The sequence below is a fragment of the Amycolatopsis sp. NPDC098790 genome, assembly GCF_044759945.1.
In the GTDB taxonomy this organism is placed as follows: Bacteria; Actinomycetota; Actinomycetes; order Mycobacteriales; family Pseudonocardiaceae; genus Amycolatopsis.
On sequence record NZ_JBIWAI010000002.1, the window covers coordinates 1,886,031 to 1,909,723 of the forward strand.

At 72.6% G+C, this 23,693-nt stretch carries 22 protein-coding genes; 11 read left to right on the top strand and 11 right to left on the bottom strand.

The window, feature by feature from the left end; translation table 11 throughout:
• From sucD to ACIQWX_RS22500, 3 genes are read left to right on the top strand one after another with little or no spacing between them, the layout of a single operon-like run.
• Nucleotides 1-882: a succinate--CoA ligase subunit alpha gene (sucD, locus tag ACIQWX_RS22490; RefSeq protein WP_400874135.1), complete on the top strand. Its 882-nt coding sequence runs from the start codon at nucleotides 1-3 to the stop codon at nucleotides 880-882.
• The gene (locus tag ACIQWX_RS22495) at nucleotides 879-1,307 is read left to right on the top strand and encodes a beta-class carbonic anhydrase (protein WP_400874137.1); all 429 of its coding nucleotides are present in this window, start codon (nucleotides 879-881) and stop codon (nucleotides 1,305-1,307) included. The genes sucD and ACIQWX_RS22495 overlap by 4 nt, the downstream gene beginning before the upstream one ends.
• Complete coding sequence (locus ACIQWX_RS22500) at nucleotides 1,307-2,200, top strand: LysR family transcriptional regulator (protein WP_400874139.1); 894 nt, start codon at nucleotides 1,307-1,309, stop codon at nucleotides 2,198-2,200. The genes ACIQWX_RS22495 and ACIQWX_RS22500 overlap by 1 nt, the downstream gene beginning before the upstream one ends.
• Here the strand turns inward: ACIQWX_RS22500 and fdhD are convergent.
• From fdhD to ACIQWX_RS22515, 3 genes are all read right to left on the bottom strand, one after another.
• Nucleotides 2,188-3,021 (bottom strand): formate dehydrogenase accessory sulfurtransferase FdhD, encoded by an 834-nt coding sequence (gene fdhD / locus ACIQWX_RS22505; protein WP_400874141.1) that lies wholly within the window; start codon nucleotides 3,019-3,021, stop codon nucleotides 2,188-2,190. The genes ACIQWX_RS22500 and fdhD overlap by 13 nt on opposite strands.
• A gap of 1 nt (nucleotide 3,022) precedes the next feature.
• A complete protein-coding gene (locus ACIQWX_RS22510; protein ID WP_400874144.1) occupies nucleotides 3,023-4,333 on the bottom strand; it encodes an OFA family MFS transporter in 1,311 nt (436 codons plus the stop codon).
• 984 nt (nucleotides 4,334-5,317) lie between these two features.
• Nucleotides 5,318-5,728 (bottom strand): Lsr2 family protein, encoded by a 411-nt coding sequence (locus tag ACIQWX_RS22515; protein ID WP_400874147.1) that lies wholly within the window; start codon nucleotides 5,726-5,728, stop codon nucleotides 5,318-5,320.
• Nucleotides 5,729-5,910: 182 nt separating this feature from the next.
• Here ACIQWX_RS22515 and ACIQWX_RS22520 point away from each other — a divergent pair, with 182 nt between their 5' ends.
• On the top strand, nucleotides 5,911-6,831 hold the full coding sequence (locus ACIQWX_RS22520; RefSeq protein WP_400874150.1) for a class I SAM-dependent methyltransferase: 921 nt from the start codon (nucleotides 5,911-5,913) through the stop codon (nucleotides 6,829-6,831).
• Between the two features lie 12 nt (nucleotides 6,832-6,843).
• On the opposite strand, the gene dinB is transcribed toward ACIQWX_RS22520, so the two are convergent.
• Nucleotides 6,844-8,037, bottom strand: a complete 1,194-nt coding sequence (gene dinB / locus ACIQWX_RS22525) for a DNA polymerase IV (RefSeq protein ID WP_400874153.1) — start codon at nucleotides 8,035-8,037, stop codon at nucleotides 6,844-6,846.
• Nucleotides 8,038-8,193: 156 nt separating this feature from the next.
• Here dinB and ACIQWX_RS22530 point away from each other — a divergent pair, with 156 nt between their 5' ends.
• A complete protein-coding gene (locus ACIQWX_RS22530) occupies nucleotides 8,194-8,613 on the top strand; it encodes a hypothetical protein (RefSeq protein WP_400874156.1) in 420 nt (139 codons plus the stop codon).
• A gap of 197 nt (nucleotides 8,614-8,810) precedes the next feature.
• Complete coding sequence (locus ACIQWX_RS22535; RefSeq protein WP_400874159.1) at nucleotides 8,811-9,323, top strand: 2'-5' RNA ligase family protein; 513 nt, start codon at nucleotides 8,811-8,813, stop codon at nucleotides 9,321-9,323.
• A 90-nt stretch (nucleotides 9,324-9,413) separates the two neighbouring features.
• On the opposite strand, the gene ACIQWX_RS22540 is transcribed toward ACIQWX_RS22535, so the two are convergent.
• The 5 genes from ACIQWX_RS22540 to ACIQWX_RS22560 all read right to left on the bottom strand — a co-directional run bounded on the left by ACIQWX_RS22540 (nucleotide 9,414) and on the right by ACIQWX_RS22560 (nucleotide 15,111).
• Entirely contained in the window at nucleotides 9,414-10,502 is a 1,089-nt protein-coding gene (locus ACIQWX_RS22540; protein WP_400874165.1) for a hypothetical protein, read from the bottom strand.
• 9 nt (nucleotides 10,503-10,511) lie between these two features.
• On the bottom strand, nucleotides 10,512-11,102 hold the full coding sequence (locus tag ACIQWX_RS22545) for a hypothetical protein (RefSeq protein WP_400874167.1): 591 nt from the start codon (nucleotides 11,100-11,102) through the stop codon (nucleotides 10,512-10,514).
• A 19-nt stretch (nucleotides 11,103-11,121) separates the two neighbouring features.
• Nucleotides 11,122-11,556 (bottom strand): XRE family transcriptional regulator, encoded by a 435-nt coding sequence (locus tag ACIQWX_RS22550; RefSeq protein ID WP_400874170.1) that lies wholly within the window; start codon nucleotides 11,554-11,556, stop codon nucleotides 11,122-11,124.
• Nucleotides 11,557-11,770: 214 nt separating this feature from the next.
• Nucleotides 11,771-12,823 (bottom strand): hypothetical protein, encoded by a 1,053-nt coding sequence (locus ACIQWX_RS22555; RefSeq protein WP_400874172.1) that lies wholly within the window; start codon nucleotides 12,821-12,823, stop codon nucleotides 11,771-11,773.
• A 155-nt stretch (nucleotides 12,824-12,978) separates the two neighbouring features.
• Nucleotides 12,979-15,111, bottom strand: a complete 2,133-nt coding sequence (locus ACIQWX_RS22560; RefSeq protein WP_400874175.1) for a discoidin domain-containing protein — start codon at nucleotides 15,109-15,111, stop codon at nucleotides 12,979-12,981.
• Between the two features lie 214 nt (nucleotides 15,112-15,325).
• Here ACIQWX_RS22560 and ACIQWX_RS22565 point away from each other — a divergent pair, with 214 nt between their 5' ends.
• Both ACIQWX_RS22565 and ACIQWX_RS22570 read left to right on the top strand, forming a co-directional pair.
• Nucleotides 15,326-16,258, top strand: a complete 933-nt coding sequence (locus ACIQWX_RS22565; RefSeq protein ID WP_400874178.1) for a DUF1996 domain-containing protein — start codon at nucleotides 15,326-15,328, stop codon at nucleotides 16,256-16,258.
• Nucleotides 16,255-16,797 carry a DUF305 domain-containing protein gene (locus ACIQWX_RS22570; RefSeq protein ID WP_400874181.1) on the top strand — a complete coding sequence of 181 codons (543 nt, stop codon included), beginning with the start codon at nucleotides 16,255-16,257 and terminating at the stop codon, nucleotides 16,795-16,797. Before ACIQWX_RS22565 ends, ACIQWX_RS22570 begins: the two co-directional genes overlap by 4 nt.
• Before the next feature lie 156 nt (nucleotides 16,798-16,953).
• Here the strand turns inward: ACIQWX_RS22570 and ACIQWX_RS22575 are convergent, their stop codons facing one another.
• A complete protein-coding gene (locus ACIQWX_RS22575; protein WP_400874184.1) occupies nucleotides 16,954-20,130 on the bottom strand; it encodes a TIM-barrel domain-containing protein in 3,177 nt (1,058 codons plus the stop codon).
• 319 nt (nucleotides 20,131-20,449) lie between these two features.
• The gene (locus ACIQWX_RS22580) at nucleotides 20,450-21,490 is read right to left on the bottom strand and encodes a LacI family DNA-binding transcriptional regulator (protein WP_400874187.1); all 1,041 of its coding nucleotides are present in this window, start codon (nucleotides 21,488-21,490) and stop codon (nucleotides 20,450-20,452) included.
• Between the two features lie 133 nt (nucleotides 21,491-21,623).
• Between ACIQWX_RS22580 and ACIQWX_RS22585 the strand changes: the two genes are divergently transcribed.
• The 3 genes from ACIQWX_RS22585 to ACIQWX_RS22595 are packed head-to-tail and all read left to right on the top strand — an operon-like array spanning nucleotide 21,624 to nucleotide 23,690.
• A complete protein-coding gene (locus ACIQWX_RS22585) occupies nucleotides 21,624-21,998 on the top strand; it encodes a hypothetical protein (protein ID WP_400874189.1) in 375 nt (124 codons plus the stop codon).
• A 10-nt stretch (nucleotides 21,999-22,008) separates the two neighbouring features.
• Nucleotides 22,009-23,085 carry a sensor histidine kinase gene (locus tag ACIQWX_RS22590; RefSeq protein WP_400874192.1) on the top strand — a complete coding sequence of 359 codons (1,077 nt, stop codon included), beginning with the start codon at nucleotides 22,009-22,011 and terminating at the stop codon, nucleotides 23,083-23,085.
• Nucleotides 23,082-23,690 (top strand): response regulator, encoded by a 609-nt coding sequence (locus tag ACIQWX_RS22595; RefSeq protein WP_400874194.1) that lies wholly within the window; start codon nucleotides 23,082-23,084, stop codon nucleotides 23,688-23,690. Before ACIQWX_RS22590 ends, ACIQWX_RS22595 begins: the two co-directional genes overlap by 4 nt.
• Nucleotides 23,691-23,693: the final 3 nt, after the last annotated feature.

Here is a 23,693-nt window from a genome sequence, read left to right on the forward strand (position 1 = left end):
GTGGCCATCTTCCTGGACGAGACCAGCCGGATCGTCGTCTCCGGCATCACCGGCTCCGAAGGCGCCAAGCACACGCAGCGGATGCTGGCCGCGGGGACGAAAGTCGTCGGCGGTGTCAACCCGCGCAAAGCCGGGCAGCACGTTTCGGTCGGCTCGGCCGAACTACCGGTTTTCGGGAGCGTCGCGGAATCGATGGCGTCGACCAGCGCCGACGTGTGCGTGCTGTTCGTGCCGCCGCCGTTCGTCGCCGACGCCGTGATCGAAGCCGTGGACGCCGGGATCGGGCTCGCCGTGGTGATCACCGAGGGCGTCCCGGTGCACGACAGCGCCCGGCTGTGGTCCCACGCCGTCGCGGCGGGCGGGCGCACGCGGATCATCGGGCCGAACTGCCCCGGCATCATCTCCCCCGGCAAGGCGAACGCGGGCATCATCCCGGCCGACATCACCGGCCCGGGGCGGATCGGGCTGGTGTCCAAGTCCGGCACGCTGACCTACCAGCTCATGCACGAGCTGCGCGACATCGGGTTCTCCACCTGCGTCGGCATCGGCGGCGACCCGATCATCGGCACGACGCACATCGACGCCGTCGAAGCGTTCGAAAAGGACCCGGAGACGGACCTGATCGTGCTGATCGGCGAAATCGGCGGCGACGCGGAGGAGCGGGCCGCGGAGTTCGTGCGCGCCAACGTGTCCAAGCCGGTCGTCGGGTACGTCGCGGGCTTCACGGCACCGGAGGGCAAGACGATGGGCCACGCCGGCGCGATCGTGTCCGGCTCGGCGGGGACGGCGGCGGCGAAGAAGGAGGCGTTGGAAGCGGCCGGGATCCGGGTCGGCCGCACCCCTAGCGAGACGGCGGCGCTGGTCCGCGAGGTGCTGGGATGACGTCGGCGGTCCCGCGGCTGAAGCTGGCGGTGCTCGCGTGCATGGACGCGCGGATCAGCGTGTCCCGGCTGCTCGGCCTCCGGGAGGGCGACGCGCACGTGATCCGGAACGCGGGCGGCGCGGTCACCGACGACGCGATCCGGTCGCTGACGGTGAGCCAGCACCTGCTGGGCACGCGGGAGATCGTGCTGATCCACCATCAGGACTGCGGGATGCGGAAGTTCACGGACACGGACTTCGCCCGGCGCCTGGAGTCGTCGACCGGCATCCGGCCGGGCTGGGCGGCGGAGACGTTCACCGACCCGGTCCAGGACGTCCGCCAGTGCATCGCCCGGCTGCGGGCGTCCCCGTTCCTGCGGCACACCGAAGTGGTGCGCGGTTACGTCCTCGACGAACGGACCGGCGCGCTCGACGAGGTGCCCTGATGGAGCTGCGCCAGCTGGCGGTGGTGGTGGCGGTCGCCGAAGAAGGCGGTTTCACGGCGGCCGCCCACCGGCTGCGGACGGTCCAGTCGACGGTGTCCACAGTGGTCCGCGCGCTGGAGCGCGACCTGGGGACACCGTTGTTCCACCGCACGACGCACCGGGTGGAGCTGACGCCGGCCGGCGAGGCGTTCGTGCCCGCCGCGCGGGCGGCACTGGAGGCGGCCGCCCGAGCGCGGGCGGCGGTGGCCCCGGTGTGCGGCCGGGTGCGGTTGGGGGTGTGCCCGGGACTGCTGGCGGACTGGCACCGGGTGCTGGCCACGCTGCGGCACGTGCACCCGGGGTTGGCGGTGGAGGTCCGCCAGGTCGCGGCGTGCGATGGGGCGGCGGCGGTTGTGGGGTCCACAGTGGACGTGGTGCTGACGGCGGTCGCTTCCGCGGCACCGGACGGCATCGCGGCCGGGCCCGATTTCGACTCGGGCGACCCCGATGCGGCCGCGCCCGTCCGACACCCCGCAGCCGGCGCCGGGCTGGCCGTCACCCCTCTCGCGTGCGAGGAACTCGTCCTCGCCACCGCGCCCGGCGGCTCTCCTTCCGCGCCCGCCGATCTCTCCGAACTGTCCCTCGTGGACTTCCCGTCCGGCTGGGCCGTCCGCGAAGCCGTCGACCGGGCCTTCCCCGGCCGGCGGCTCTCCCTCGAAGTCGATGACCTCGCCGTGGCCGCCGGGCTGCTCCGGGCCGGGCTCGCCGCCTGCGTCCTGCCTTCCTCGGCCGCCGCGCGGTTTCCCGATCTCACCGTGCGGCGGTTCGCCCGGCCGCCGGCCTGGCAGCTCGGCGCCGTGCACCGCGCCGACGTCTCCCCCGCCGTTGCCGCGTTGCTCGCTCAGCTCGGCTGAAAACCCAGCCGGTCGGGTCGCGTGTAGACGTTCATCGACGTGCCCCGCAGGAACCCCACCAGCGTCAGCCCCAGCTCGGCCGCCAGGTCCACCGCCAGCGACGACGGCGCGGAAACCGCCGCCAGCAACGGGATCCCGGCCATCACCGCCTTCTGCACCAGCTCGAACGACGCCCGCCCGCTCACCATCAGCGCCGTCCCCGCCAGTGGCAGCCTGCCGTCGCGGGTCGCCCAGCCGACCACCTTGTCCACCGCGTTGTGCCGTCCGACGTCCTCGCGCAGGCACAGGAGCTTGCCGTCGGCGTCGAAGAGGCCCGCCGCGTGCAGCCCGCCGGTCCGGTCGAAGACCCGTTGCGCCGCACGGAGTTCGTCCGGCAGCCCGGCGAGCGTCGCCGGGTCGGTGGCGAACGGGTCCGCGGCCACCGGCCACGTCACCGTCGTCCGGACGGCGTCCAAGCTCGCCTTGCCGCACAGCCCGCACGAGGACGTCGTGTAGAAGTTCCGCTCCACCGACGCGTCCGGCGGCGCGACGCCCGGCGCGAGCACGACGTCCAGGACGTTGTACGTGTTGCTCCCGTCGGCCGTGGCGCCGGCGCAGTAGCGGATCGAGTGGATGTCCGCGGCCGCGCGCACCACGCCCTCGCCGACGAGGAACCCGGCGGCGAGGTCGAAGTCGTCGCCCGGAGTCCGCATCGTGACCGACAGCGCTTTCCCGGCGACCCGGATCTCGAGGGGTTCCTCGACGGTCAGCGTGTCCGGCCGCGCGGTGTGCACGCCGTCGTGGACGCGCAGCACCCGGCGCCGGCTCGTCATCCGCCCCACGTCAGGCCGCCGGCAGCAGCGACTTGGGCCGGCCCGGCTGGGTCAGCCGCCCGGACAGCACCGCGCCGGCCAGGCTCAGTACGCCCGCCGCGGCGAAGGCGGCGACGAACCCGTGCGACGTCACGACGAGCGCGGCGAGCCCGATCCCGACCACCGCACCGACGGCTTTCGCGGAGTACAGGATCCCGAAGTTCTGCGCGGCCGATTCTTCGCCGAAGTACTCGCGCACCAGGCCGACCAGCAGCGTGTAGCAGCAGCCGTTGCCGAGCCCGGCGAGCGCGACGCCGAGCAGCAGCCCGACGGCGTGCCGGTGTTCACCCGAGTAGAACAGGACGAACTGGGCGACGCCGCCCGCGAGCAGCGCGAACCGCAGGATCCGGTGCCGGCCGAGCCGGTCGGCGAGCCTGCCGATGAGCACGCGGCCGCTGCCGGTCGCCGCGGCGAGCAGCGCCAGCGCGGCCGCGGCGAGGCCGGGCCCGTTGCGCTCGGCGACGAACGTCGCGAGGTAGGCGAGGTCGAACAGCAGCACCGCGGCAGCGAGCACGACGACCAGGTACAGCGCGAGCGTCGTCCCGCACCGGAACAGCTCCGCGGGCCGGTAGTGCCGGACGGCCGGGCGCCGGTTGTGCGCCCGGTCGAGGGCCCACGTGCGCGGTTCGGGCGTCGCGGGCCACCAGTGCCGCGGCGGGTACCGCAGCAGCAGGGCGCACCCGGCGATCACGACGAGGACGACGGCGGCGGTGACGTCGAGCACCACCGGCCGCGCGGCCGGCAGGGCGGCGGCAAGGACGACGAAGGGCACGCTGCCGTAGGCGAACGCGCCGCTCACAAGGCCCGCGCTGGGTGCGGTGCGGTCGGGGAACCAGGCCAGCACCGCGCCGACGCAGGTCGCGTAGACCAGGCCGGTGCCGAGGCCGCCGAGGACGGAGTAGCCGAGGAAGACGGTGAGCAGGCTGGTCGCGTGCCCGAGCGTGACGAGCCCGGCGGCGCAGAGCACGGCGCCGGCGGCCATCGCCAGGGGTGCGGGGAGCAGGCCGCGCTCCCGCAGCCACGCCGTCGGGAAAGCGGCCCCGGCCTGGCAGATCGCCCACACGGCGAGCGAGAGCACGATCGTGCCGAACGTCCACCCGTGTGTCTGGGTCAGCTGCGGGACGAGGGCACCGAAGCCGTATTGCTGCACCCCGGCGGCCAGCATCGCCGCCCCGGCCAGCCAGGTGATCCAGGTCCGCGGCCGGCCGAGCAGCTCCCGGTCGGACTCGCCGACGCGGTACTGCCGTCCGTAGACGTCCCGGAGCTCGCGGACCTCGGCCATCGTGACCGCCTCCTCAGAACTTCCAACTGAAGATTGTATGCAGTATGGAGTAGTCTGAGTGTGCGCTCGTGGCGGCTGATTGTCTACAGGATGCGGGGATGTGCCGCCCGATCGGCGGGAAAGCGCTTCGCGGCGGCGCCGGAGTGGAAGGCGGCCCGGTGGCCATCGAGGGAGGAGGCGGCCACCGGGCCGTGCTCCGGCGCGGTACCGGCCGCGCGGAGCACTGACAGTCTGGCGATCGGAGCCACCCTCCGACAAGCTTAACCGGCCGGGAAATGTCGGCGCGCCGCGGGTTCGCCACGCCAGGACAACGGCGCGTGACGGCCGGCTACTTACCGGACGGGACAGTCGGGAAGATCCACATGCGACGGAGAGAATGCGGCACCGCGAGACAGACCGACCGCGACAGTCGCGGGCGACTCCGACTGGGCTGGTTTCGCGAACACTCGCGCGCTTGGTGCAGCGGCCGCCAACGGGGATGAGCGGGAAAGCGGCGCAGGCGGCAGCACGCCGATTCTGCTGAGCGAACGCGGCTCACGCCGCGGCGACTGCGGCCCAGTCCGGTTCAGCCGACCAGATCCCGGGTGCCGCGCCTATCCAAACCGAGCGAACGCGGCTCACACGCCGGCGACCGCGACCCAACTCGGCCGAGCCGGCCTGAATCCCCGACGGCAGCACCCGATGCGGCTCAGCGAGGCGCGCGAACGCGGCTCCGCCGCGGCGACCGCGGTCAGCCCGGTTCAGCCGGCCCAGATCCCGGGTGCCGCACCCATCCGGCCGAGCGAACGCGGCCCACACGTCGACGACCGCAGCCACTTCGGCCGAGCCGACCCGGATTCCGGCCCGACACCTCTCATTTCGCGCGCCGGGAGCTCCCCCGGCTCCGGGCGCGCGAATCCGACTACCGAACGCCGCCCGACCGCGCCGCGCACACTCCGGCGGCGAGACCCGACAGCATTCCTTCTCCGGCAACCAGTCCCGGCGTCAAGCCTTCTTGCGCGTCGCGCGCTTGCGGGCCGGCTTCGGCTCGGCCGGTTCGGCCGGTGCGGCCTGGTCGGCCTCGAAGCCCGCGATGATCTCGCTCGACAGGCGGCCTCGCTCGGCCACCTCGTAGCCGTTCGCCTGCGCCCACTCGCGGATCTGGCGGTTGCGCTCGCGGTCGGTGCCCGAGCCCGACGAGCCCGACAGCGACTGGCCCGTCGCGAGGCGCACCTTGCGACCACCCGTCCGCCGCGCCGCGGCGACGTAGCGGGAGAGTTCGTCACGGAGCGCGGAAGCGTTGTCCTCGGACAGGTCGATCTCGTACGTCACCCCGTCGAGACTGAACGGGACGGTCTGCGAAGCCTCGCTCCCGTCGAGGTCGTCCACCATCTCGACGTGCACCCGTTGCGCCATGGTTCGTCGTTCCTCATCTTCTCCAGAACACGGTCGGACAGACCCTAACCTGTCGAATCCCGTCCGGCACGCGCGACACCCGTGAAGCGTCCACAATGGCCGCCCGGGCGACCGCGTCGCCCTCGTCCAGGGTGACCGCAACCGAGCCGAAATGCGCGTGATCTTGCGGAAGATTTGTATTCGTGATATGCTTGGAATCAAATCGGTACCGTGGCCTCATGACCCGAGCCGACTTTACCGGTATTGCTCCCCGCGTCAGCCGCACCGCCTTCACGGCGGCTGCCGCACGCGCGGCACATTTGCTCGTCGACGTCCAGCCCGTCATCTTCTCCGACACCCTCGCCGCGAAGCTGCTCGGCGACCACGCCGAGGAACTCTTGGCCTACCACCACGTCCACGGTACGCATCCGGTGCTGGCCGGCGCCCGCGCCCAGGCGGTATGCCGGAGCCGGTTCACCGAAGACCGGCTCCGCCGCGGCAATTCCGGTATAGACCAGTATGTGATTCTCGGCGCCGGACTGGATTCGTTCGCCTATCGGAGCGCGCCCGGGCGATTCCGGGTGTTCGAGGTCGACCGGGCGGCGACCCAGGCCGCCAAACGGGAACTGCTCGAGCGCGCCGGCGTCGCCGTGCCCGCTTCGGTCACGTTCGTCCCGGTCGACTTCGAAGCCGACCCGCTCCGGGAACGGCTCGTCCAGAGTGGACTCGACCCGTTTCGCCCCGTGTTCGTCAGCTGGCTCGGTGTCACCATGTACCTGACCCGGGAGGCGATTCTCGCCACATTGACGGATCTCGGCGGTTTCGCGCCCGGATCGGAAATCGTGACCGATCACGTGCTCCCCGCGGAACTGCGGGACGCGGCCGGAAACGGCTACGCCGAAGCCGTCGCCCCGGTCGCCGCGGAACAGGGCGAGCCGTGGCGGACGTTCCTCTCCCCCGCCGCCATGGCGGACCTCCTGCGGGAAGCCGGCTTCGAAGTCGTCGAACAGGCCGGACAGCGCGAAAGCGTGGCCCCGGAGCTGTGGAACCGCACGGACGCGCTGCGTCCCGCCGCGCTTTCCGCACTGGCGCACGCCCGCATTCCCGAACCGCCCGGAATCTGAGCGGTTTTCCCGTCAATCCGGCAGCATCGGCACTTCGAGGTCGTCCGGGCGGCCGAGCAGGATCGCCCGGGTGACCGCCGCTTTGCCGAACCGGTCCCGCACCGCGTCCAGCGCGGTGTCGAGCTGCGTCGCCCGCTGCCGCTCGAACGGCAGCGACAGCTGGAACGGGTCTTCGTCGGCCAGGTTGGACAGCGCGGCGCCGAGCAGCGTGAGGCCGCGGTCGGCGATCATCGGCAACGCGGCCACGAGCAGCTCCCGCGCCGCGGTGAGCAGCGCGCCGGTGCCCGCCGTCGGGTCGGTGAGCGTGTGCGAGCGGGTGACCCGGGTGAAGTCGGCGAACCGCAGGCGGATCGTCACCGTCCGGCAGACGCGGCGGGCGGCGCGCAACCGGCGGGCGATCCGGTCGATCAGCGCCACCAGCACGACGTCGAGCTCCGCCGGCGTCCGCCTGCCGCGCCCGAGGGCCCGCTGGGCGCCGATCGACCGGCGCCGCCGCCCGACCTCGACGCGGCGCGGGTCCCGGTTGTGCGCCAGGTCGTGCAGGTGCCCGCCGGCCGCCCGGCCGAGCATGCCCACCAGGTCGACCGGCTCGGACGCGGCCAGCTGACCCACCGTCGTGATGCCCCGCGCGCGCAGCTTCTCGGTGGTGACCTTGCCGACGCCCCACAGCGCGCCGACCGGCAGCGGGTGCAGGAACTCGAGCTCCGCGTCGTGCGGGACGACGAGCAGCCCGTCCGGTTTCGCGACGCGGCTGGCGACCTTGGCGAGGAACTTCGTCCGCGCAACCCCTACCGTGATCGGCAGCCCGGCCCGCTCGGCGACGGCGGCGCGCAGCCGTTCGGCGATTTCGCGGGGCCGTCCGCCGATCCTCGTCAACCCCCCGACGTCGAGAAAAGCTTCGTCGATCGAGAGGCCTTCCACCCACGGCGTGGTGTCGTGGAAGACGTCGAAGACGACCTTGCTCGCGGCCGAATAGGCCGACATCCGCGGCGGCACGACGACGGCGTGCGGGCACAGCCGCCGGGCCTGCGCGCCCCCCATCGCGGTGCGCACGCCATAGGCCTTGGCCTCGTAACTCGCGGCCAGCACGACCCCGCCGCCGACGATCACCGGACGCCCCTTCAGCGCCGGGTCGTCGCGCTGCTCGACCGACGCGTAGAACGAGTCGAGGTCGGCGTGCAGGATGGGCCCCTCGGCGTCCGTCATAGAACATATGTTCGCATAAAGCGGGGCCAAAGTCCGCACGTCCGCCCGCCGCGGAACCCCTGCCGCCGACCGAGACTGAGCGTTTTCCCGGTTGTCGCCGCGCTGTTGCCCCGGTCACACTCGACGGATCGATTCACCCGACCACTGGGGGCGACAATGTCCGAGAAGTGCCGATGCGGCGACCACCACGCGTGGGCCAGCCCGAATCCCGACGACCGCCCCGCCGCGGCGAGACAGCCGCTGCTGGCGTCGACGCTGGCCGGCGAGGACCGCGACGAAGACGCCGGCCGGGTCGACCCGACCGACCGCGTGACGTGCCGGACGCACCGCCGCTGGCTGCACGACTGCGTCGCGTCCCCAGTGCACACGAACCCGGCGATCGGGTACCGCTGGTGCCGCCGGTGCGACCACCAGGCGCTGGTCGCGGTGGACGAGCTGACCGGCGAGGTGACCATCCACTGCGGACTCTGCGGCCGCAGCCCGCTCAGCCGCGCGAACTCGGAGCTGGTGGAGCTGTGCCGGCGAAGCCTGGCGCTGGCCCGCGCGGGGCGGTTCCCGGAGACGGCGGTCGCTTAGCCGCCCGCGGTGTGGTTCCCGGAGACCGCGATCGCCCAGCCGCCGCAGGGCGGCTCCCGGAGACGGCGGTCGCTCAGCCGCCGCGATGTGTCCCCAGGGACCGCGATCGCCTAGCCGCCGCAGTGCGGGGTGCTCGACGGCTGCCATGAAGCGACGGTTGCGGGGGACGGCCGACGCGCGGCTGCCATGATGCGGGGGTGCCCGAGATCGGAACCACCGCGCTGGTGATCCTGCTGCCCGCCGCCGAACCCGCGCTCGATGCCGCTCGCCGGGTCGACTCCGGCTTGGTGCGGCCCGGGTTGCCCGCTCACGTGACCGCGTTGTACCCGTTCCTCCCCGATTCTTCGCTGAACGATGAGGTCTTGTCGGCCGTTCGTTCGCTTGCCGCCGCGACCGCTCCGGTTTCCGTTGAGCTGACCGAGGTTCTGGTGGCACCCGGCTTCCTGGCTCTGCCGGCTCCGTCGCTTCAGGCGATCACCGATGCGGTTTGCGCTCGGTGGCCGGACGTTTCGCCCTACGGTGGGCGGTTCGGGCCTCGGCCGCCGGCGCACGTGACCGTCGCGATGGGCGGCGATGACGAGACCCTCTCCCGAGTCGCCGCCGAAGTCCGGCCCCTGCTGCCGGTGACCGGCCGGGCCGAAGCGCTGCAGTTGGTCGCCCTGACCGAGCGCGGGTGGGAGCCGCGGCTGGAAGCGCCGTTCGGCGGGTGAGTGGTCCGCGCAGCGCATGCATCTTCGTAGTCGGTAGTGATGTGGAGTGACTACACCTTTATAGCCGGTTAGCGGTGCGCGGCGGGCGGGTCACCTCGCCGGACTGGCCGCCTCGCCGACCGCGGCACCGTCCAGCTTCCGGTACGCCCGCGCGATCGCCCGCAACCGCGCGACGTCGGCGGCGAACGGCTCCGCCTGCGCGGCAGGCGGCGGCTCCTCCTCCCCCGGCTCCTCCGGAAGATCGCGCACCACTCGCGCCGCCGCCGGGGCCGGCAACTCCGGCGTCACCCCCGCGAGGATCAACCCGTCGTTCGTCTCGCTCATCGCCGTCAGCAACCGCTCGCGGCGGGACGGCCCGCCCGGGTCGATGCGGACGATCTCCGGGAACCGCCGCGTCAAGTGCGTCCGCAACGGCCTAAGCAGGCGAAGCGTCTTCGCGTCGCGGCGGCCGGCCACCAGCCCCGGGACCGACGGGACCGTCAGCCCCACCACGATCAGCAGCACCGAGATCGCCGGGAAACCCACGTCGAGCGCGCACGGCACCGTCGAAAACGGCCCACTGCACAACGCCTTCACCGGGTGCTCGGCCTGCAGCGCCCCGATCGTCGCGACGACCTTGCCCACCAAGTACGCGATCGCGAACGCCGACGCCAGCAGCAGCAACGTCAAGCCGGCGCGCAGCGCGCCGCCGCTCGCGCGGATCGTCACCGCCGACACCACGCCGATGTCGATCACCGCGAAGCCGAGGTAGACCGTGTACACGAAGACGTACACGACCAGCGTCGGGTGCGTGCGGTACAGCTCGTCGAACAGGCCGATGCCGCGCGGGAGATCCGGCGTGCTGAAGAACATCACCGTCAGCAGGACCAGCGCGACGCCCAGCGCGCCCAGCCGGAGCCGGGCGCCGCGGTCGCGGGTGCCGCTGATCTCGGCGACCGTCAACCCGATGCCGTACGCCGCGACCATCGTCGCGAGGTTCGACAGCAGCCGGCCGAGGCTCGGGTAGATCTCGCTCTCGAAGACCTGCGCCCGGTTGGACAGGAAGCAGAACGCCGCCCCGAGCGCGATGAGCGAGACGGCCAGCCCGATCCCCGCCCCGGTGCGCCGGGCGCGGACCGCGCGCCAGATCCCGACCGCCAACGCGAAGAGCCCGACCCCGACGAACAGAATGTCGATCACGAGAGGGCACTATCCCAGGAGTGCCGCCAGCCGCCTAGCTTGATCCCCCGCCCGGCCGGACGCGCCCGGCCGAACGGCGGGCGGCTCGCTCGTCGCGGCGCTCATCAGCAGCACCGCGATCAGCTCGGCCTCGTACTCGTCGGTGCCGGTCGTCACCCGGGTCAACAGATGGGACAACGCCTGCGGCGCGAGGTCCGGGGCGAGCCGCGCGGCTTCGGACTCCGACATCTGGCAGGTGCCGGTGTGCGCGCACAGCATGTGGGCCAGCTCGTGGGCGATGATGTGGTCCTGGTGCAGCGCCGACGTGTGCTCGACGTAGGCGATCAGGTCGTAGTCCGGGCGCGCCTGCCACGCGCCGGACGGGCGACCGGGCCGGTATTCGACCGGGACGAGGTCGATTTCGCGCCCGCGCCACGTCTCCAGGCGGTCGACCCAGGCGTTCATCGACCACGGACGGGGCACCGGCACGTCGGCGAGCAGTGCGCGCACCCGTTGCCGGGCAGCGGCCCGGAGGTCGGTCAAGCCGCGCTCGTCGATGGGCCCTCCCCGGTCACCGGGCGCCAGCCGGGTGCACCGGGGCGCGATCACGGACGAGGTCATCGTAGCCGACCGCGCGCGGTCACTCCGGCTTCCGGCGGCGGCCCTCGCGGTGCCGGGTCTCGTCGTAGCCGGCCAGCTGGTCGAGCAGCGCCGTCACGGTTTCGCGGTCGCGCGGCGAGAGCCGCATCGCGCGCTGCGCCAGGTTGCGGGCCTCGGTGTCGCGCCACGCCACGACGTCCTCGACCTGGCGGTCGACCTGCCCGGCGACCTCGTCGTCGAAGAAGTACGTCACCGGCACGCCGAAGAACTGGGCGAGGGCCTGGATGTGCGAGCGCTTCGGGTCCTTGCGCGCGCCGACGGCGAGCTGCTGGACGTGCGTCGCCGACATCGTCACGCCGGTCTGCTCGGCGACGCCGTGCGCGATCTCCCGGTAGGAGTACGGCTTGCGGTCCGGCGGGTGCACGGTCGCGATCAACTGCGCCAGCCGGTCCGCGAAACTGCGTTCGTCGCTCACCACACACCACCTTCAGCCTTGAAACGTGACAACCGTCAGCCTAGCTGTCCCGAAAACTTGACACAGCCTGTCCCGGAAAGACTACGATACCCCTGTTCGGTGTTTCGAAAACAGGACACCGGATGCCGGGGTGGCGCAGCGGCCGCGGGGTGACGTCACGTGGTCGCTGGGGGTGGCCACGCGCCCCACCCTGTTCCCGCCGCGCCGCCCCACCTCAGCGCGCTCCCATCGCCGTGGCCAGTTTCGCGAGGTCTTCGCGCAGGCCCGGCACGGCGTCGTCGGTGACGCAGCCGGTGGAAAACTCGACGTAGAGGTCGTCGTCCTCGGGGATGTCGACCTCGAAGTCGACGTCGTCCGGGCCGAGCCGCTCGAGGTACTGGTCCGGGTCCATCCCCGCCGCCTGCCGGAGCCGCGCTTCGACGGCGCCGGCCGCCGGTGTCGCGCCGACCAGCTTGAGGTGCAGGTCGGCGGCGCCGGGGTCCGGGCCGAGCACGAGGTCGTTGGTGCGGCTGCACGGCCATTCGGTGAAGTCGGGGGCGACGCCCGGCAGCGGCGCGAAACCGGACAGGCCGGCGGCGAGCTCGTTGATCGCCGCCGACGTCGGTCCGGGCGGGTAGGGGCCGCGGTCGAGGGACTGGTCGAGCAGCTGCAGCCCGAACCAGGTGCCGAAGAACAGCCAGATCCCGAGCGCGAAGGCGAGGAAGCCGCCGCCGACGCCGAGGCGCGGTGAGTGGTCGCGCGCGTACGCGGCGGGCTCGACGCCGTACCGGACTTCGAGGTCGGGAAGCTTGTCGCGCAGGGCGGCGCGGAACGTCTCGGCGGCCCGGTAGTCGCGCCACCGGGTGCGCACGCGACCTTGGTCGGCGCGGAATTCGACGACCTCGCGGTCGAAGTCGCCGGACGGCCGGAGCGCGACGATCAGCCCGACCACCAGGGACGTCGGGATCCAGAAGGCGAGCCAGAACGGCTTGGCCGACACGGCCCCGCGCCGGACGTCGGTGATGGTGGTGTACGGGATTCGCGTCCGCTCGAAGGCAAGGGCGTCCGGGCCGAAGGTCGCCGCGGGTGGCCAGGCGCGCCCGAGCAGCCAGGCGACGACGGCGACGAGGACGTCGAGCACCACGCCGATCCAGAAGAAGGGCCGCTCGGGCGCGACGGTGATGCCGTAGCCGTGCCAGGCGGCGAAGGCGACCGCGACGACGACGAGGACCCACGTCCAGCGGCGGGCGCGGGAGAGCGGGACCACCCGGGTCGTCGTGTCCACCATGGCCGGGAGGGTAGCGGGCCGGGGAGGTGGGGTGGTTCGGCAAAAGTACCGCCGTGACAAGGGAACGCAGCACCTCCGAGGCGCCACCGGGCCGGAGTTCCAGCCCGGTGGCGCCGACCCGCGACGTCACCTCTTCCGCGTGGTCCCGGGGTCGATCACCGCCGGTAGACGCCCAGCTCGTACAGCGAATAGCCGTACGCGGAGCCGCGCTGGGTCGCCGACAGCCGGACGTACCGGGCGGCGGCGGCGATCGCAAGGTCGTCGGCTCCGCCGTCGGCCGACGTCGTCGAGTACACCGTCCGCCAGTTCGCCGCGTCGTCGCTGACCTGGATCTCGTAGGCCTTCCCGAACGCGGCCTCCCAGATCAGCTGGACGTGGTCGAACGCCTGACGGCTGCCCAGGTCCACCTGCAGCCACTGCGGATCGGCCCACGCGCTCGCCCAGCGCGTCGCGGTGTCGCCGTCCGTGGCGGCCTGCGGCGGGTAGGGCGCGCCCGGGCCGTCGGCCTGGTAGGTCGACGCCGTGGTCGCCTTGCCGCGGGCCAGGTTCGTGCCCGGCACCGGCGGGGCGACCACGCGCAGCGAGCGCGTCTCGATGCCGACGTTGCCGTGGCCGTCGCGGGCGTAGAGGTAGATCTTCCAGACGCCCAGCTGCTGCGGCGCGGTGACGGTGAACGTGCCGCTCCCGGTGAACTGCGCCGGGATCAGTCCGGACGCGTTGTTGATGTACTTGCTGTTGTAGCCCATGGTGTAGGCGATCGGGTCACCGTCCGGATCGGACACGTTCGCCGTGAGGGTGAACGTCGAGCCGGCCGGGACGTCGGTGACGCGGCTGAGGTTCATCGACGAGATCACCGGCGGCGTGTTGCCGTTCGTCTGTCCACTGTAGAGCCTGCGGACGGCGTACCAGGAGAGCCGCTTCTCGTTGCCGGTCGTGATGTTGAACCAGACACCGCCGAAGTCGCCTTCGGTGCCGTAGTGGAACAGGGTCGCGCCGAGCGCCACGCCGGGGTGGGCCAGGACGCAGTTCCAGGCGTTGACGTACCCGTCGCGCTTCTGCTGGTCGGTCGGTTCCGTCGGCACGCCGTTGCCGTCGTTCGACACCTCCCACTCGCCGGCCGGGCCGGTCTCGGTGATGATGTACGGCTTCGTGTAGCCGCCCGCGAGCCAGTCCTGCTTCACCTGGCAGACCTGGGCGTAGGAGTTGACGGAGTAGAGGTCGAGGCTCGGCGCGTACGCCTTGTAGTACGGCCACGCGCCGGTCCAGGCGTCGGTCGAGGTGACCGGGTGGTTGGCGTCGATCGCGTGGATCGCCTGCGCGGCCTGGTCGACGAAGCGGGTGTAGGCGATCCGGTTCTGCTCCAATTGCGTGCCGGAGTAGCAGTTCTGCATCCCGAGGATCGACTCGTTGCCGACGTTCCACATCAGCACGCCGGGGTTCGCCTTGTAGGTGCCGACCCACTTCTGGATCTCGGCGAGCATCGTGTTCTTGTAGTTCGTGTCGGTCGTGTAGTCGACGCAGCCGCCGCTGCCCGGCCCGCCGCCGGGTTGCAGCCAGAAGCCGGCGACGACCTTGATGCCGTTGGCCGCGGCGGCGTCGAAGAGCGGCCGGCTGCTGCCGTCCGTACCCCAGGTGCGGACGGTGTTGACGCCGATCGCGTGCAGCTCGGGCATCCGAGCGGCCGCTTCGCCGACCGGCGGGCCCCAGGTCAGCCCCTTGACGGTCCACGGTGTCCCGTCGACCGTCAGCTGCCAGTTGCCTTGAGTCCCGGTCACCCGCGTGACGCCGGGGCCGTCCTGCGTCGGCGTCCCCGGGGTGCCGCTGACCTGGAATTCCCACAGCGAGTACCCGTAGCCGCCGACGCGGTGGGTGCCGTAGAAGCGCACGTACCGGCCGTGGCCGGTGACGGCGAGGTTCTGGGTACCGCCGACCGCCGTCGTCGTGCTGTACACAGTCCGCCAAGTACCGGAGTCGTCGGAGACCTGGATTTCGTATGCGGTCGCGTAGGCGGCTTCCCAGTTCAGGGTGACCTGGCTGATGTCGGCCGGCGCGCCGAGGTCGACCTGCAGCCACTGCGGGTCGCTCCAGGCGCTGGCCCAGCGGGTGCCGGCGTTGCCGTCGACGGCCGCCGACGCCGGTGTGCCCGCGCCTTCGCTGCTCGACGCGGTGGCCGGTCTGCCTTGGGACAGCAGCGTGGCGGCGTGCGCCGGGGACGGGCCGGCGAGCAGGCCCAGCACCAGCAGGGCCACCAGCGCGGGGACGGCACGGAGGAGCGACGGTCGGTCCACGATGACTCCCGTACGACAAGGGGAACGGAGAGGGAGAGCGCTCTCCGGCGCGATCGATGGTTCGGCAAGCGCCCCCGCGTTGTCAAGATTCGCGCGTCAACTCGACAATGACTGTCCGGCGACCGATCCGGGTGCTCCTTGACACGGCGAGGGCGCGGTGCGCATGCTGTGGGAGAGCGCTCTCCCACCCTTGGCACCTCACCGTGGAGGACCCTTGGCATCGAAAATCGCGCTCCTCGCCTGCACCGCCGCCACCGTGCTGGCAGGCGCCTTCCTGACCGCGGCCACCTGGTCGCCCGCCGGGGCGGACGACCTCGTGACCCACCACGAGTTCCAGGTCAACTGCTCCCCCAGCCACCACCAGCCGGACGACCCGATCGTCTTCCCCGGGCTGCCCGGCGCGTCGCACGACCACACGTTCCTCGGCAACAAGACCACCAACGCGGCGACCACCCTGCAGTCGCTGCAGAACGCGGGCGTCGGCGCCACGACGTGCCTGGCGCCGGACGACCTGTCCGCGTACTGGTTCCCCACCGTCCTGAACGGCAACCAGGTCGTGCTGCCGAACTTCGCGCAGGTCGTCTACTACAAGTCCGGCATCCTCGACTACACGAAGGTCGTGCCGTTCCCGCCCGGGCTGCGGTACGTCGTCGGCAGCGTCACCGCGACGCAGGACGAGTTCCAGCACGCGACCGGCGCCGTCGAGGGCTGGGAGTGCGGGGACAGCTTCCACAACTGGGACATCCCCGTGCGGTGCGTGGCCGGTAGCCAGCTCAACATCCGGTACCAGGCGCCGAGCTGCTGGGACGGCGTCCACCTGGACTCGGCCGACCACAAGAGCCACATGGCGTACCCGGACCGGCCGACGCTGACGTGCCCGGCCGACCACCCGGTGCCGGTGCCGATGCTCGAGTTCAAGATGGCGTTCCCGGTCAGCGGCGACATGTCCGGCGTGCACCTGGCCAGCGGGCGCGGGTACTCGTGGCACTACGACTTCTTCAACGCGTGGGACCCGCCGACGCTGGAGGCGCTGGTGAAGCACTGCATCAACGGCGGCCTGCAGTGCGACCCGCGCGGGTACGACCTCTACAAGCCGGACCGCGGCACGGTGCTCGGGCCGAACTACCGGCTGCCCGGCCGTCCGTGAGACGGCCGTTCCTGGGGGCGGCGGTGGTGGCGCTGATCATGGGCGGTTGCGCCACCACCGGCCCCGCCCCCGCCGTCCCCACCGTCCCCGCCGCTTCGGCCTTCAACCCGACCGACGTGGCGTGGCTGCAGCTGGTGGTGCCGATGACCGAGAACGCGCTGGCGGCCGCCCGGCTGGCGCCGTCCCACGCCGGGCCGGCGGTGCGGGCGGCCGCGGACTCGGTCGCGGCACCGTCGGAGCGGTTGCTGACGCGCTTGACGGCGGCCCGCGACCGGGCGGGGCTGCCGGCCGCGGACGTCCACAGTGGACACCGGATGCCGGGGATGGTCACGGCGGCGGACCTGGTGGCGTTGCGGACCGGGACCGGGGAGGACTTCGACCGGCGGCTGGTCGCGTTGCTGCGGGCGCATGCGGCGCAGCTCGTGGTGCTGGCGAAAGGTGAGCAGACCTCGGGCGGGGACGCGCAGACGCGGGAACTCGCCGGTGAGGTCGGCGCCGAAGGGGCGCGGCAGGAGCAGGCACTGACCGGTCTCGGTTGACCGGAGACGAAGCAACGGCCCGAGCCGCGCGTCGCCACGAGCGCGGCTCGGGCCGTGAGGTCACTCAGCCCACAGGGTGACCGAGCCGGGCGCCGTCGAGGCCACCACCCCACGTGGTGGCCTCGACGGCCGTACCGGCTCCGCCCGCCGGCAGTCTCAGTAGGTCACGGTCACCGGTCCGTGCCCACCGCGGGCCGTGACCGTCAGCGTCTGCGTCGCCGCGTCCCACTTCCAGCTCCGCGACGGCGCCCAGCCCTCGCCGATCTTGACCCGCGCCGGTGCCGACGTCACGCCGAGGAACTTCACCGTCCACTCGCGCGAAGCGACCTGGGACCGGCCCCGCGTCGGCTCGACCGTCACCGTGTGGGCGCCGCGCCGCTCGGAGTACGTGATCCGCGTCGTCGAACTGTGCTTCGACGAGCTGCCGTCGTCCTCGTACAGCGAGAACGAACCGGACGCACCCGGCGCCACCGTCACCGTCGCGCGGTTCAGCGGGTTCTGGACGTCGTTGGTCACGTCCGCCGTGCGGGTCACCGTGATGCCGCCCGCCCGGACGAACACCGGCATCGTCCCGAGGTCGGCCGTCACCTGCTGGGTCGAGCCGCCCTGGTAGACCTTGCCGCTGAAGTAGTCCGTCCACTGCCCCGGCGGGAACCAGACCGAGGTCGTCGCCGAAGTGCCCGGCGACGTCACCGGCGCGACCAGCAGGTCCGGCCCGTAGAAGTACTCGCTCGACGCCGCCGCGTAGGCCGCCGGGTCGTCCGGGTACTCCACGTACGTCGGCCGCACGACCGGCACGCCCGTCGTCGCCGCCTGCTGGGCCAGCGTGTAGGTGTAGGGCACCAGGTTCTCGCGCAGGTTCAGGAACTTCGTCGCCGACGCCTTCGCCGCGTCGCCGTACTGCCACGGCAGCCGGTCGCTGTGGTTGCTGTGCAGCCGGTCGATCGGCTGGAACGTGCCGAGCTGGACCCAGCGCGCGTACAGGTCGTCGGGCAGCTTGAACGTCTGGTGCTGCTGCCCGCCGGAGGTGTAGGTCTCGCTGCCGCGCAGCCCGGTCGTGTCGTTGTGGCCGCCGATGTCGTGGCTGATCGGCGACAGGCCCGTCGCGGCCGACTCGGCCGGGGTGATCCCGACCTCCATCCGCAGCGTGCCCCACGTCGAGGACGTGTCCCCGGTGAAGTGGACCGTGCTGCGCTTGTCCGCCCACGGTCCCGTCGACAGCCCGACCGGGCCGCCGTACCCGCCGGCCTGCAGCGAGCCGTACGCCCGCGAAGTCGCGAAGCCCCGCTCGATCGCCGGTGCGGACAGGTCGGCGTACTTCTGGTTGATGAACGAGTCCGGCGTGACGCCCTGCAGGCTGGACTTCGCCGCGTCGCAGCACCAGTCGAGCCACCAGAAGTCGTTGCCCTGGTCCATCATCCGGCCGTGCAGGTCCAGGTACGCCTTGAGCTGGTCGGGGTCGCCCCAGTCGAAGACGTAGCAGTCCGTGCCGCAGTTCGACTTCGCCAGCTTGCCCTTCGCCGTCGCCTGCGCGCGGGCGAACTGCGGGTCCGAACCCATGATGCTCGGGTGGATGTTCAGCGTGTTGTGCAGGCCCTGCGAGTGCGACCAGGCGAAGAACGCCGCCGGGTCGGGGAACTTGGCCGTGTCGAACTGCCAGCCGTTCCACGTGTCCGGCGCCTTGAAGTCGGTGTCGGTCACCAGGACGTCCAGCGGGACGCCCTCGCTGCGGAACTTCGGCAGGATCTTGTCGCGGTAGTCGGCCGCCGTGCGGTCGATGTACTCCGAGTACCAGACGCCGTACGCCCAGCGCGGCAGCAGCTCCGACGGCCCGGTCAGGGTCGCCAGGTCCCGCAGGCCCGCCTTGTAGTCGTGGCCGAAGGTGAAGGCGTAGCCGTCCTGGTAGGGGTTTCCGGCGTGCGACGGCCGCTGCGTCACCCGTTCGGTCGCGGTGTCGTACAGCGCGGACGGGCTGTCGTCGAGCAGGTACCAGCCGTCCTGGTGCAGGAGCCCTTCGGTGAGCGACGGCGTGCCGTTGTCGCCGTTGACGCCGTCGAGGCCGCGGCGGTAGCCGCCGAGCGCGAGGTGCGGCTGCGGGACCGCCGCGCCGGTGCGCGTCACCGCGACCGTGTCGAGGTTGACGTGGCAGCTCGCGTCGTCGGGGCAGCCGAGGACGACGTCGTTCGTGCCCGCGCGCAGGTCGACCGGGACCGACGCGGTTCCCCAGGTGTCCCAGTTCGCGGTGGCCGGCATCGACAGCGTGCGCGTCACGCCGGCCGAGGCGACCGTCGCGGTCCGGGTCTGGTGCAGGCCGTCGCCGCCGGTGCCGTTGGCGTACCGGACGTCCAGCTGGTAGGTGCCGGCGGCGGGGACGTCGACGACGCGGTGGGTCAGCGACGAGCCGCGGTTCAGCTCGGCGACGAACCCGCGTCCGGCGTACCCGGCGTGGTCGGTCGCGACGACGGCCGAGCCCGTGCGGAGGGCGGATTCGCCTTCACAGCTGACATCCAGGGCGCAGCCGGTGAACGCGCGGGCCGACGCCGGCGGGAAGGACGCGCCCGGCGGCAGCACCGCGATCGCGTCGACGTTGACGTTGCCGGAGTCGCTCGCGGTCCGTTCGAGGCGGAGGTTGTGGCGCCCCGCGGTGAGGGTGACCGGCACCGAAGCGGTGGTCCAGCTGTTCCAGTCGGCCGTCGCGGGCAGGCTCAGCTTCTGGGCCGCGCCGCCGTCGACGGACACGCTCAGGGTGCGCGTGACGTGCTGGCCGTCCCCGCCGACCCCGTTCGCGAAGCGGGCGGTGACGTTGTACGTCCCGGCCGTGGCGGCCACGACGTCGGCGGTCGCCGACGTGCCGGTGCTTTCGAAGCCGGCGAGGAAGCCTTCGCCCGTGTAGCCGGTGTGGTCGGTGGCGGTGCCTAGCCCGTCGGCGGTCAGGTCTTCGGCCTCGCAGAGCGCGCCGGTGGCGCAGGTCAGGTGGCGCCACGGCGCGGCGGTCACCGGTGCGCCGGCGGTCGTCCGGATCTGGAGGTTGCCGGAGTCGAACGGGCCGGAGTTCAGCTTGTAGGTCAGGGTCGTCGCGCTCGTGCGGATGGTCAGCACGCCGTTCGCCGTCGTGGAGGTGAACGGCGGGGGCGTGAACGAGCCGCGGCCGACGGCGTTGAAGGTGGCGGCGTCGGTGAACCGGCCGTCGCCCGCGTATTCGGTGCGGATGAGGGTCGGCGACAGGACCTGGAAGCGCGCGTTCCCGGCGGCGACGGTTCCGCGCGCGGCGGGTCCGGCATCGGCGGGCGCCGCGACGGTGACGACCGCGGCGGCGACCGCCAGGACGCTCACCAGGTGGAGGGATCTCACTGCTCTCGGCCGCAAGGCGGAACTCCGTTCCGGTGAGTTTTACAACGTTGGAAAAGGCGGTTCGATCTGAGCACAGCGGGCGGTCGCGTGTCCAGACCGGTGGGCGGAACTGTCCGGACAGGCCGGAGCCGGTGCCCGGCAGGCCACGCGCGCGGAGTAGCGCGGCGAACCGGTGGCACGGCTGGTATTGCGGAGTTCGCGGTTCTCCGGCGGGCGCGGAGGTCGCGAATGTCGCATTCGGGACCTCCGGTGCCGCGAATGCGACATTCGCGACGCCGGACCGGGGCGGGGTGGTACCGGGTCAAGCCGAGTCGCGGATCACCAGCTCCGGGTCGAAGATCACCGACTCCGCGCGCCGGTCCGGATCGCCCATGCGCTCCAGCACCATGCGGGCCATCGCCGCGCCCATCTCCTCCACCGGCTGGCGGACCGTCGTCAGCCTCGGCCGGCAGCTCAGCGCCACCCGGCTGTCGTCGAAGCCGATCACCGCCACGTCGTCCGGGACTCGGCGCCCGGCCTCGCGCAGCACCGTCAACGCGCCGTACGCCATCAGGTCGTTGGCCACGAACAGCCCGTCCAGCGCCGGTTCTTCGGCCAGCAGCCGCTCCATCGCGCGCTCGCCGCCGTGCTCGGTGAAGTCGCCCTCGGCGACCGCCACGTACGCGTGGCCGTGGCGGGCCATCGCGTCGCGGAACCCGGCCAGCCGGTCCTGGCCCGCCGGTGTCCCCGCCGGGCCCGCGATCGTCGCGACCCGGTGGCACCCGCGGGCCACCAGGCGGTCCGCGGCCAGCCGGGCGCCGTCCTGGTGGGCGACGTCGACGTAGCTCACCGGCGCCGGACGGCCGGGGCGCGCGAACAGTGCCGTCGGGACCCCCGCGTCGGTCAGCATCCGGGGCAACGGGTCCTCCGCCGGGTGCAGCGAGATCAGCAGCACCCCGCTCACCTGCTCCTGCCGCAGCTTCGGCACGAGCTTCTCCCGCTCTTCGTCGCTGTCGACGAGCATCAGCAGCGGGTGCAGGCCCTGCGGGCGCAGGTGCGCGATCACCCCTTCGACGACCCGGCCGAAGAACGGGTCGCCGAACACGCCGCCGAAGGCCTCGATGTGCCGTTCGGGCTCGGACACCACCAGCGCCACGCCGCCGGTGCGGCGCGTGACCAGCGACCGGGCCGCGCGGTTCGGCACGTACCCGGTGGCGGCGATCGCGCGTTCGACGGTCTCCCGCAGCTTCGGGTCGACGTTGCGCACGCTGTTGACCACGCGGGACACCGTGGCCCGCGAGACGCCGGCGACCCGCGCGACGTCCTCCAAGGTCGGCGGCGCCGAGGGCGGGTGCGTCGTCACCTCACCTTTGTAGCACGCTGTGAGAGCGCTCTCCCAGTCCTGGGCCCGACGCCGTGCCGCTGACAAATGTCATGGACGGCCGATGCGGGACGGCACTGCCCCCGAACCCACTCCGAAGACCAGCATTTCCGGCATGACCACCACCGCCTTCCGGCCCGTTCTCCTGCTCACCGGCGGCTACGCCGCGCTCAGCGTCCTCACGCTCGCCGCGATCGTGCTCCTCCGGAACGACCACGCACTGGTGACCGACGCGGTCTGGGTGCGCGCCACCCTCGTCGTCGCCAGTTCGCTGCTGACGTTCGCCTTCGCCCGCAGCGCCGCCCGCGGGTCGCGCAAGGGCCTGCTCAGACTCCGGATCGTCGCCGCGGTGATGCTCGTGGCGATCGTCGTGATCGTCGCCCTGCCCGGGTTGTTCCCGATGTGGCTGCGGATCGAGCAGGCCGTCTGCGGGCTGCTGCTGCTCGGTGTCACGGTGCTCGTCAACGGCCGGCGCGTCCGGGCCCGGTAGCGTGCCGGAGGTGGACAGGACGGAACCGGCCGACGTGCAGCGCTGGGTGCGCGGCTGGCGGGTGATGGTGCTCGACGCGGGCATGCTCGTCTACCCGGCCGTGACCGTGCCCGGCGTGCTCCAGCACTCGGCGGGCCGCGCCGCAGTCGCCGGCTGCGCGCTCGTCGCCGTCTTCGCGGGCTGCTACGCCTTCACCGCGCGGGCCGCCGCGCAACGCGCCGCGCGCCGGTTCTGGACGCTCGTGGGGGTACTGGCCGTCCTCTTCGCCGCCACGCTCCCCTTCGCCCACGCCGAGGCGTTCTTCCTCGCCATCGTCGTCGTGTCCCTGGCCGTGCCGCGGCTGCCGCGGCACGGGGGTGCGCTCGTGGTCGTCGCCGCCGTCGCCGCGCTGGTGGTCCCGTGGGTGCTGTGGGGCACCGCGGGCTGGACGCAGGCCGTCGCGCTCGTCTTCACCGTGCTCGTGGTCTACGCCTTCGCCGAAGCGGTCAGGGCCAACGCCGCCCTTGTCGAGGCGCGCGCCGAGGTCGCGCGGCTGGCCTCGGAAGCCGAACGCACCCGCATCGCGCGGGACCTGCACGACCTGCTCGGCCACTCGCTCACCGCGATCACCGTCAAGAGCACCCTGGCCCGGCGGCTCGTCGACGCCGACACCGCCCGCGCGGGTGAGGAGATGACCGCCGTGGAGACGCTGGCCCGCCAGGCGCTGACCGACGTCCGCGCGGCGGTGTCCGGCTACCGCGACGTCACGCTGGCCGGTGAGCTCGCCCGCGGCCGCGAGCTGCTGCGCGCGTGCGGCGTCGCCGCCGACCTCCCGACCGCCACCGACGTCGTCGGGCCGGCGCACCAGGAGCTCTTCGGGTGGGTCGTACGGGAAGGCCTGACCAACGTGGCCCGGCACGCCCGGGCGACCCGCTGCACGGTCACCGTCTCGGAGTCCACTGTGGAGGTCGTCGACGACGGCGTCGGCGGCTCTCCCGAAGAGGGTTCCGGGCTGGCCGGGCTCCGCGAGCGGGTCAAAGCCGCCGGCGGGCAGTTCCGCGCCGGGCCGGTGCGGCCACGCGGCTGGCGGCTGCGGGTGACGGTGTGACCATCCGCCTGCTGCTCGCCGACGACCAGGAACTGGTCCGCCAGGCGCTGTGCGCGCTCCTCGCGCTCGAGGACGACTTCGAGGTGGTCGCGTCCGTGGGGCGCGGCGACGAGGTCGTCGACGCGGCCCGCGAGCACCGGCCCGACGTCGCGCTGCTGGACATCGAGATGCCGGGCCTGGACGGCCTCTCCGCGGCGGCGGTGCTCGCCGCGCAGGTGCCGGACTGCCGCGTCGTCATGCTCACGACGTTCGGCCGCGCGGGCTACCTGCGCCGGGCGATGGACGCGGGCGCGGCCGGCTTCGTCGTGAAGGACGCCCCGGCCGACGTCCTCGCCGACGCGATCCGCCGCGTGCGGGCCGGCGAGCGGGTGGTGGACCCGGCGCTGGCGGTGGCGACGCTCGCGGCGGGCGAGTCGCCGCTGACCGCGCGGGAGCGGGACGTCCTCGTCACGGCCCGGACCGGCGCGACGATCGCCGAGATCGCGTCGCGGCTGTACTTGTCCGAAGGAACGGTGCGCAACTACGTCTCGGCGGCGATCACGAAGACCGGCGCGCGCAACCGCGTCGAGGCGGTGCGGATCGCCGACGACCGCGGCTGGCTCTGACTC

Coding starts and splice junctions, on each gene's coding strand:
- ACIQWX_RS22555 (WP_400874172.1), bottom strand. CDS start 12,823: ATGGTGGACACGACGACCCGGGTGGTCCCGCTCTCCCGCGCCCGCCGC.
- ACIQWX_RS22585 (WP_400874189.1), top strand. CDS start 21,624: ATGACCACCACCGCCTTCCGGCCCGTTCTCCTGCTCACCGGCGGCTAC.
- ACIQWX_RS22515 (WP_400874147.1), bottom strand. CDS start 5,728: ATGGCGCAACGGGTGCACGTCGAGATGGTGGACGACCTCGACGGGAGC.
- ACIQWX_RS22510 (WP_400874144.1), bottom strand. CDS start 4,333: ATGGCCGAGGTCCGCGAGCTCCGGGACGTCTACGGACGGCAGTACCGC.
- dinB (WP_400874153.1), bottom strand. CDS start 8,037: ATGACGGACGCCGAGGGGCCCATCCTGCACGCCGACCTCGACTCGTTC.
- ACIQWX_RS22495 (WP_400874137.1), top strand. CDS start 879: ATGACGTCGGCGGTCCCGCGGCTGAAGCTGGCGGTGCTCGCGTGCATG.
- ACIQWX_RS22530 (WP_400874156.1), top strand. CDS start 8,194: ATGTCCGAGAAGTGCCGATGCGGCGACCACCACGCGTGGGCCAGCCCG.
- ACIQWX_RS22545 (WP_400874167.1), bottom strand. CDS start 11,102: ATGACCTCGTCCGTGATCGCGCCCCGGTGCACCCGGCTGGCGCCCGGT.
- ACIQWX_RS22500 (WP_400874139.1), top strand. CDS start 1,307: ATGGAGCTGCGCCAGCTGGCGGTGGTGGTGGCGGTCGCCGAAGAAGGC.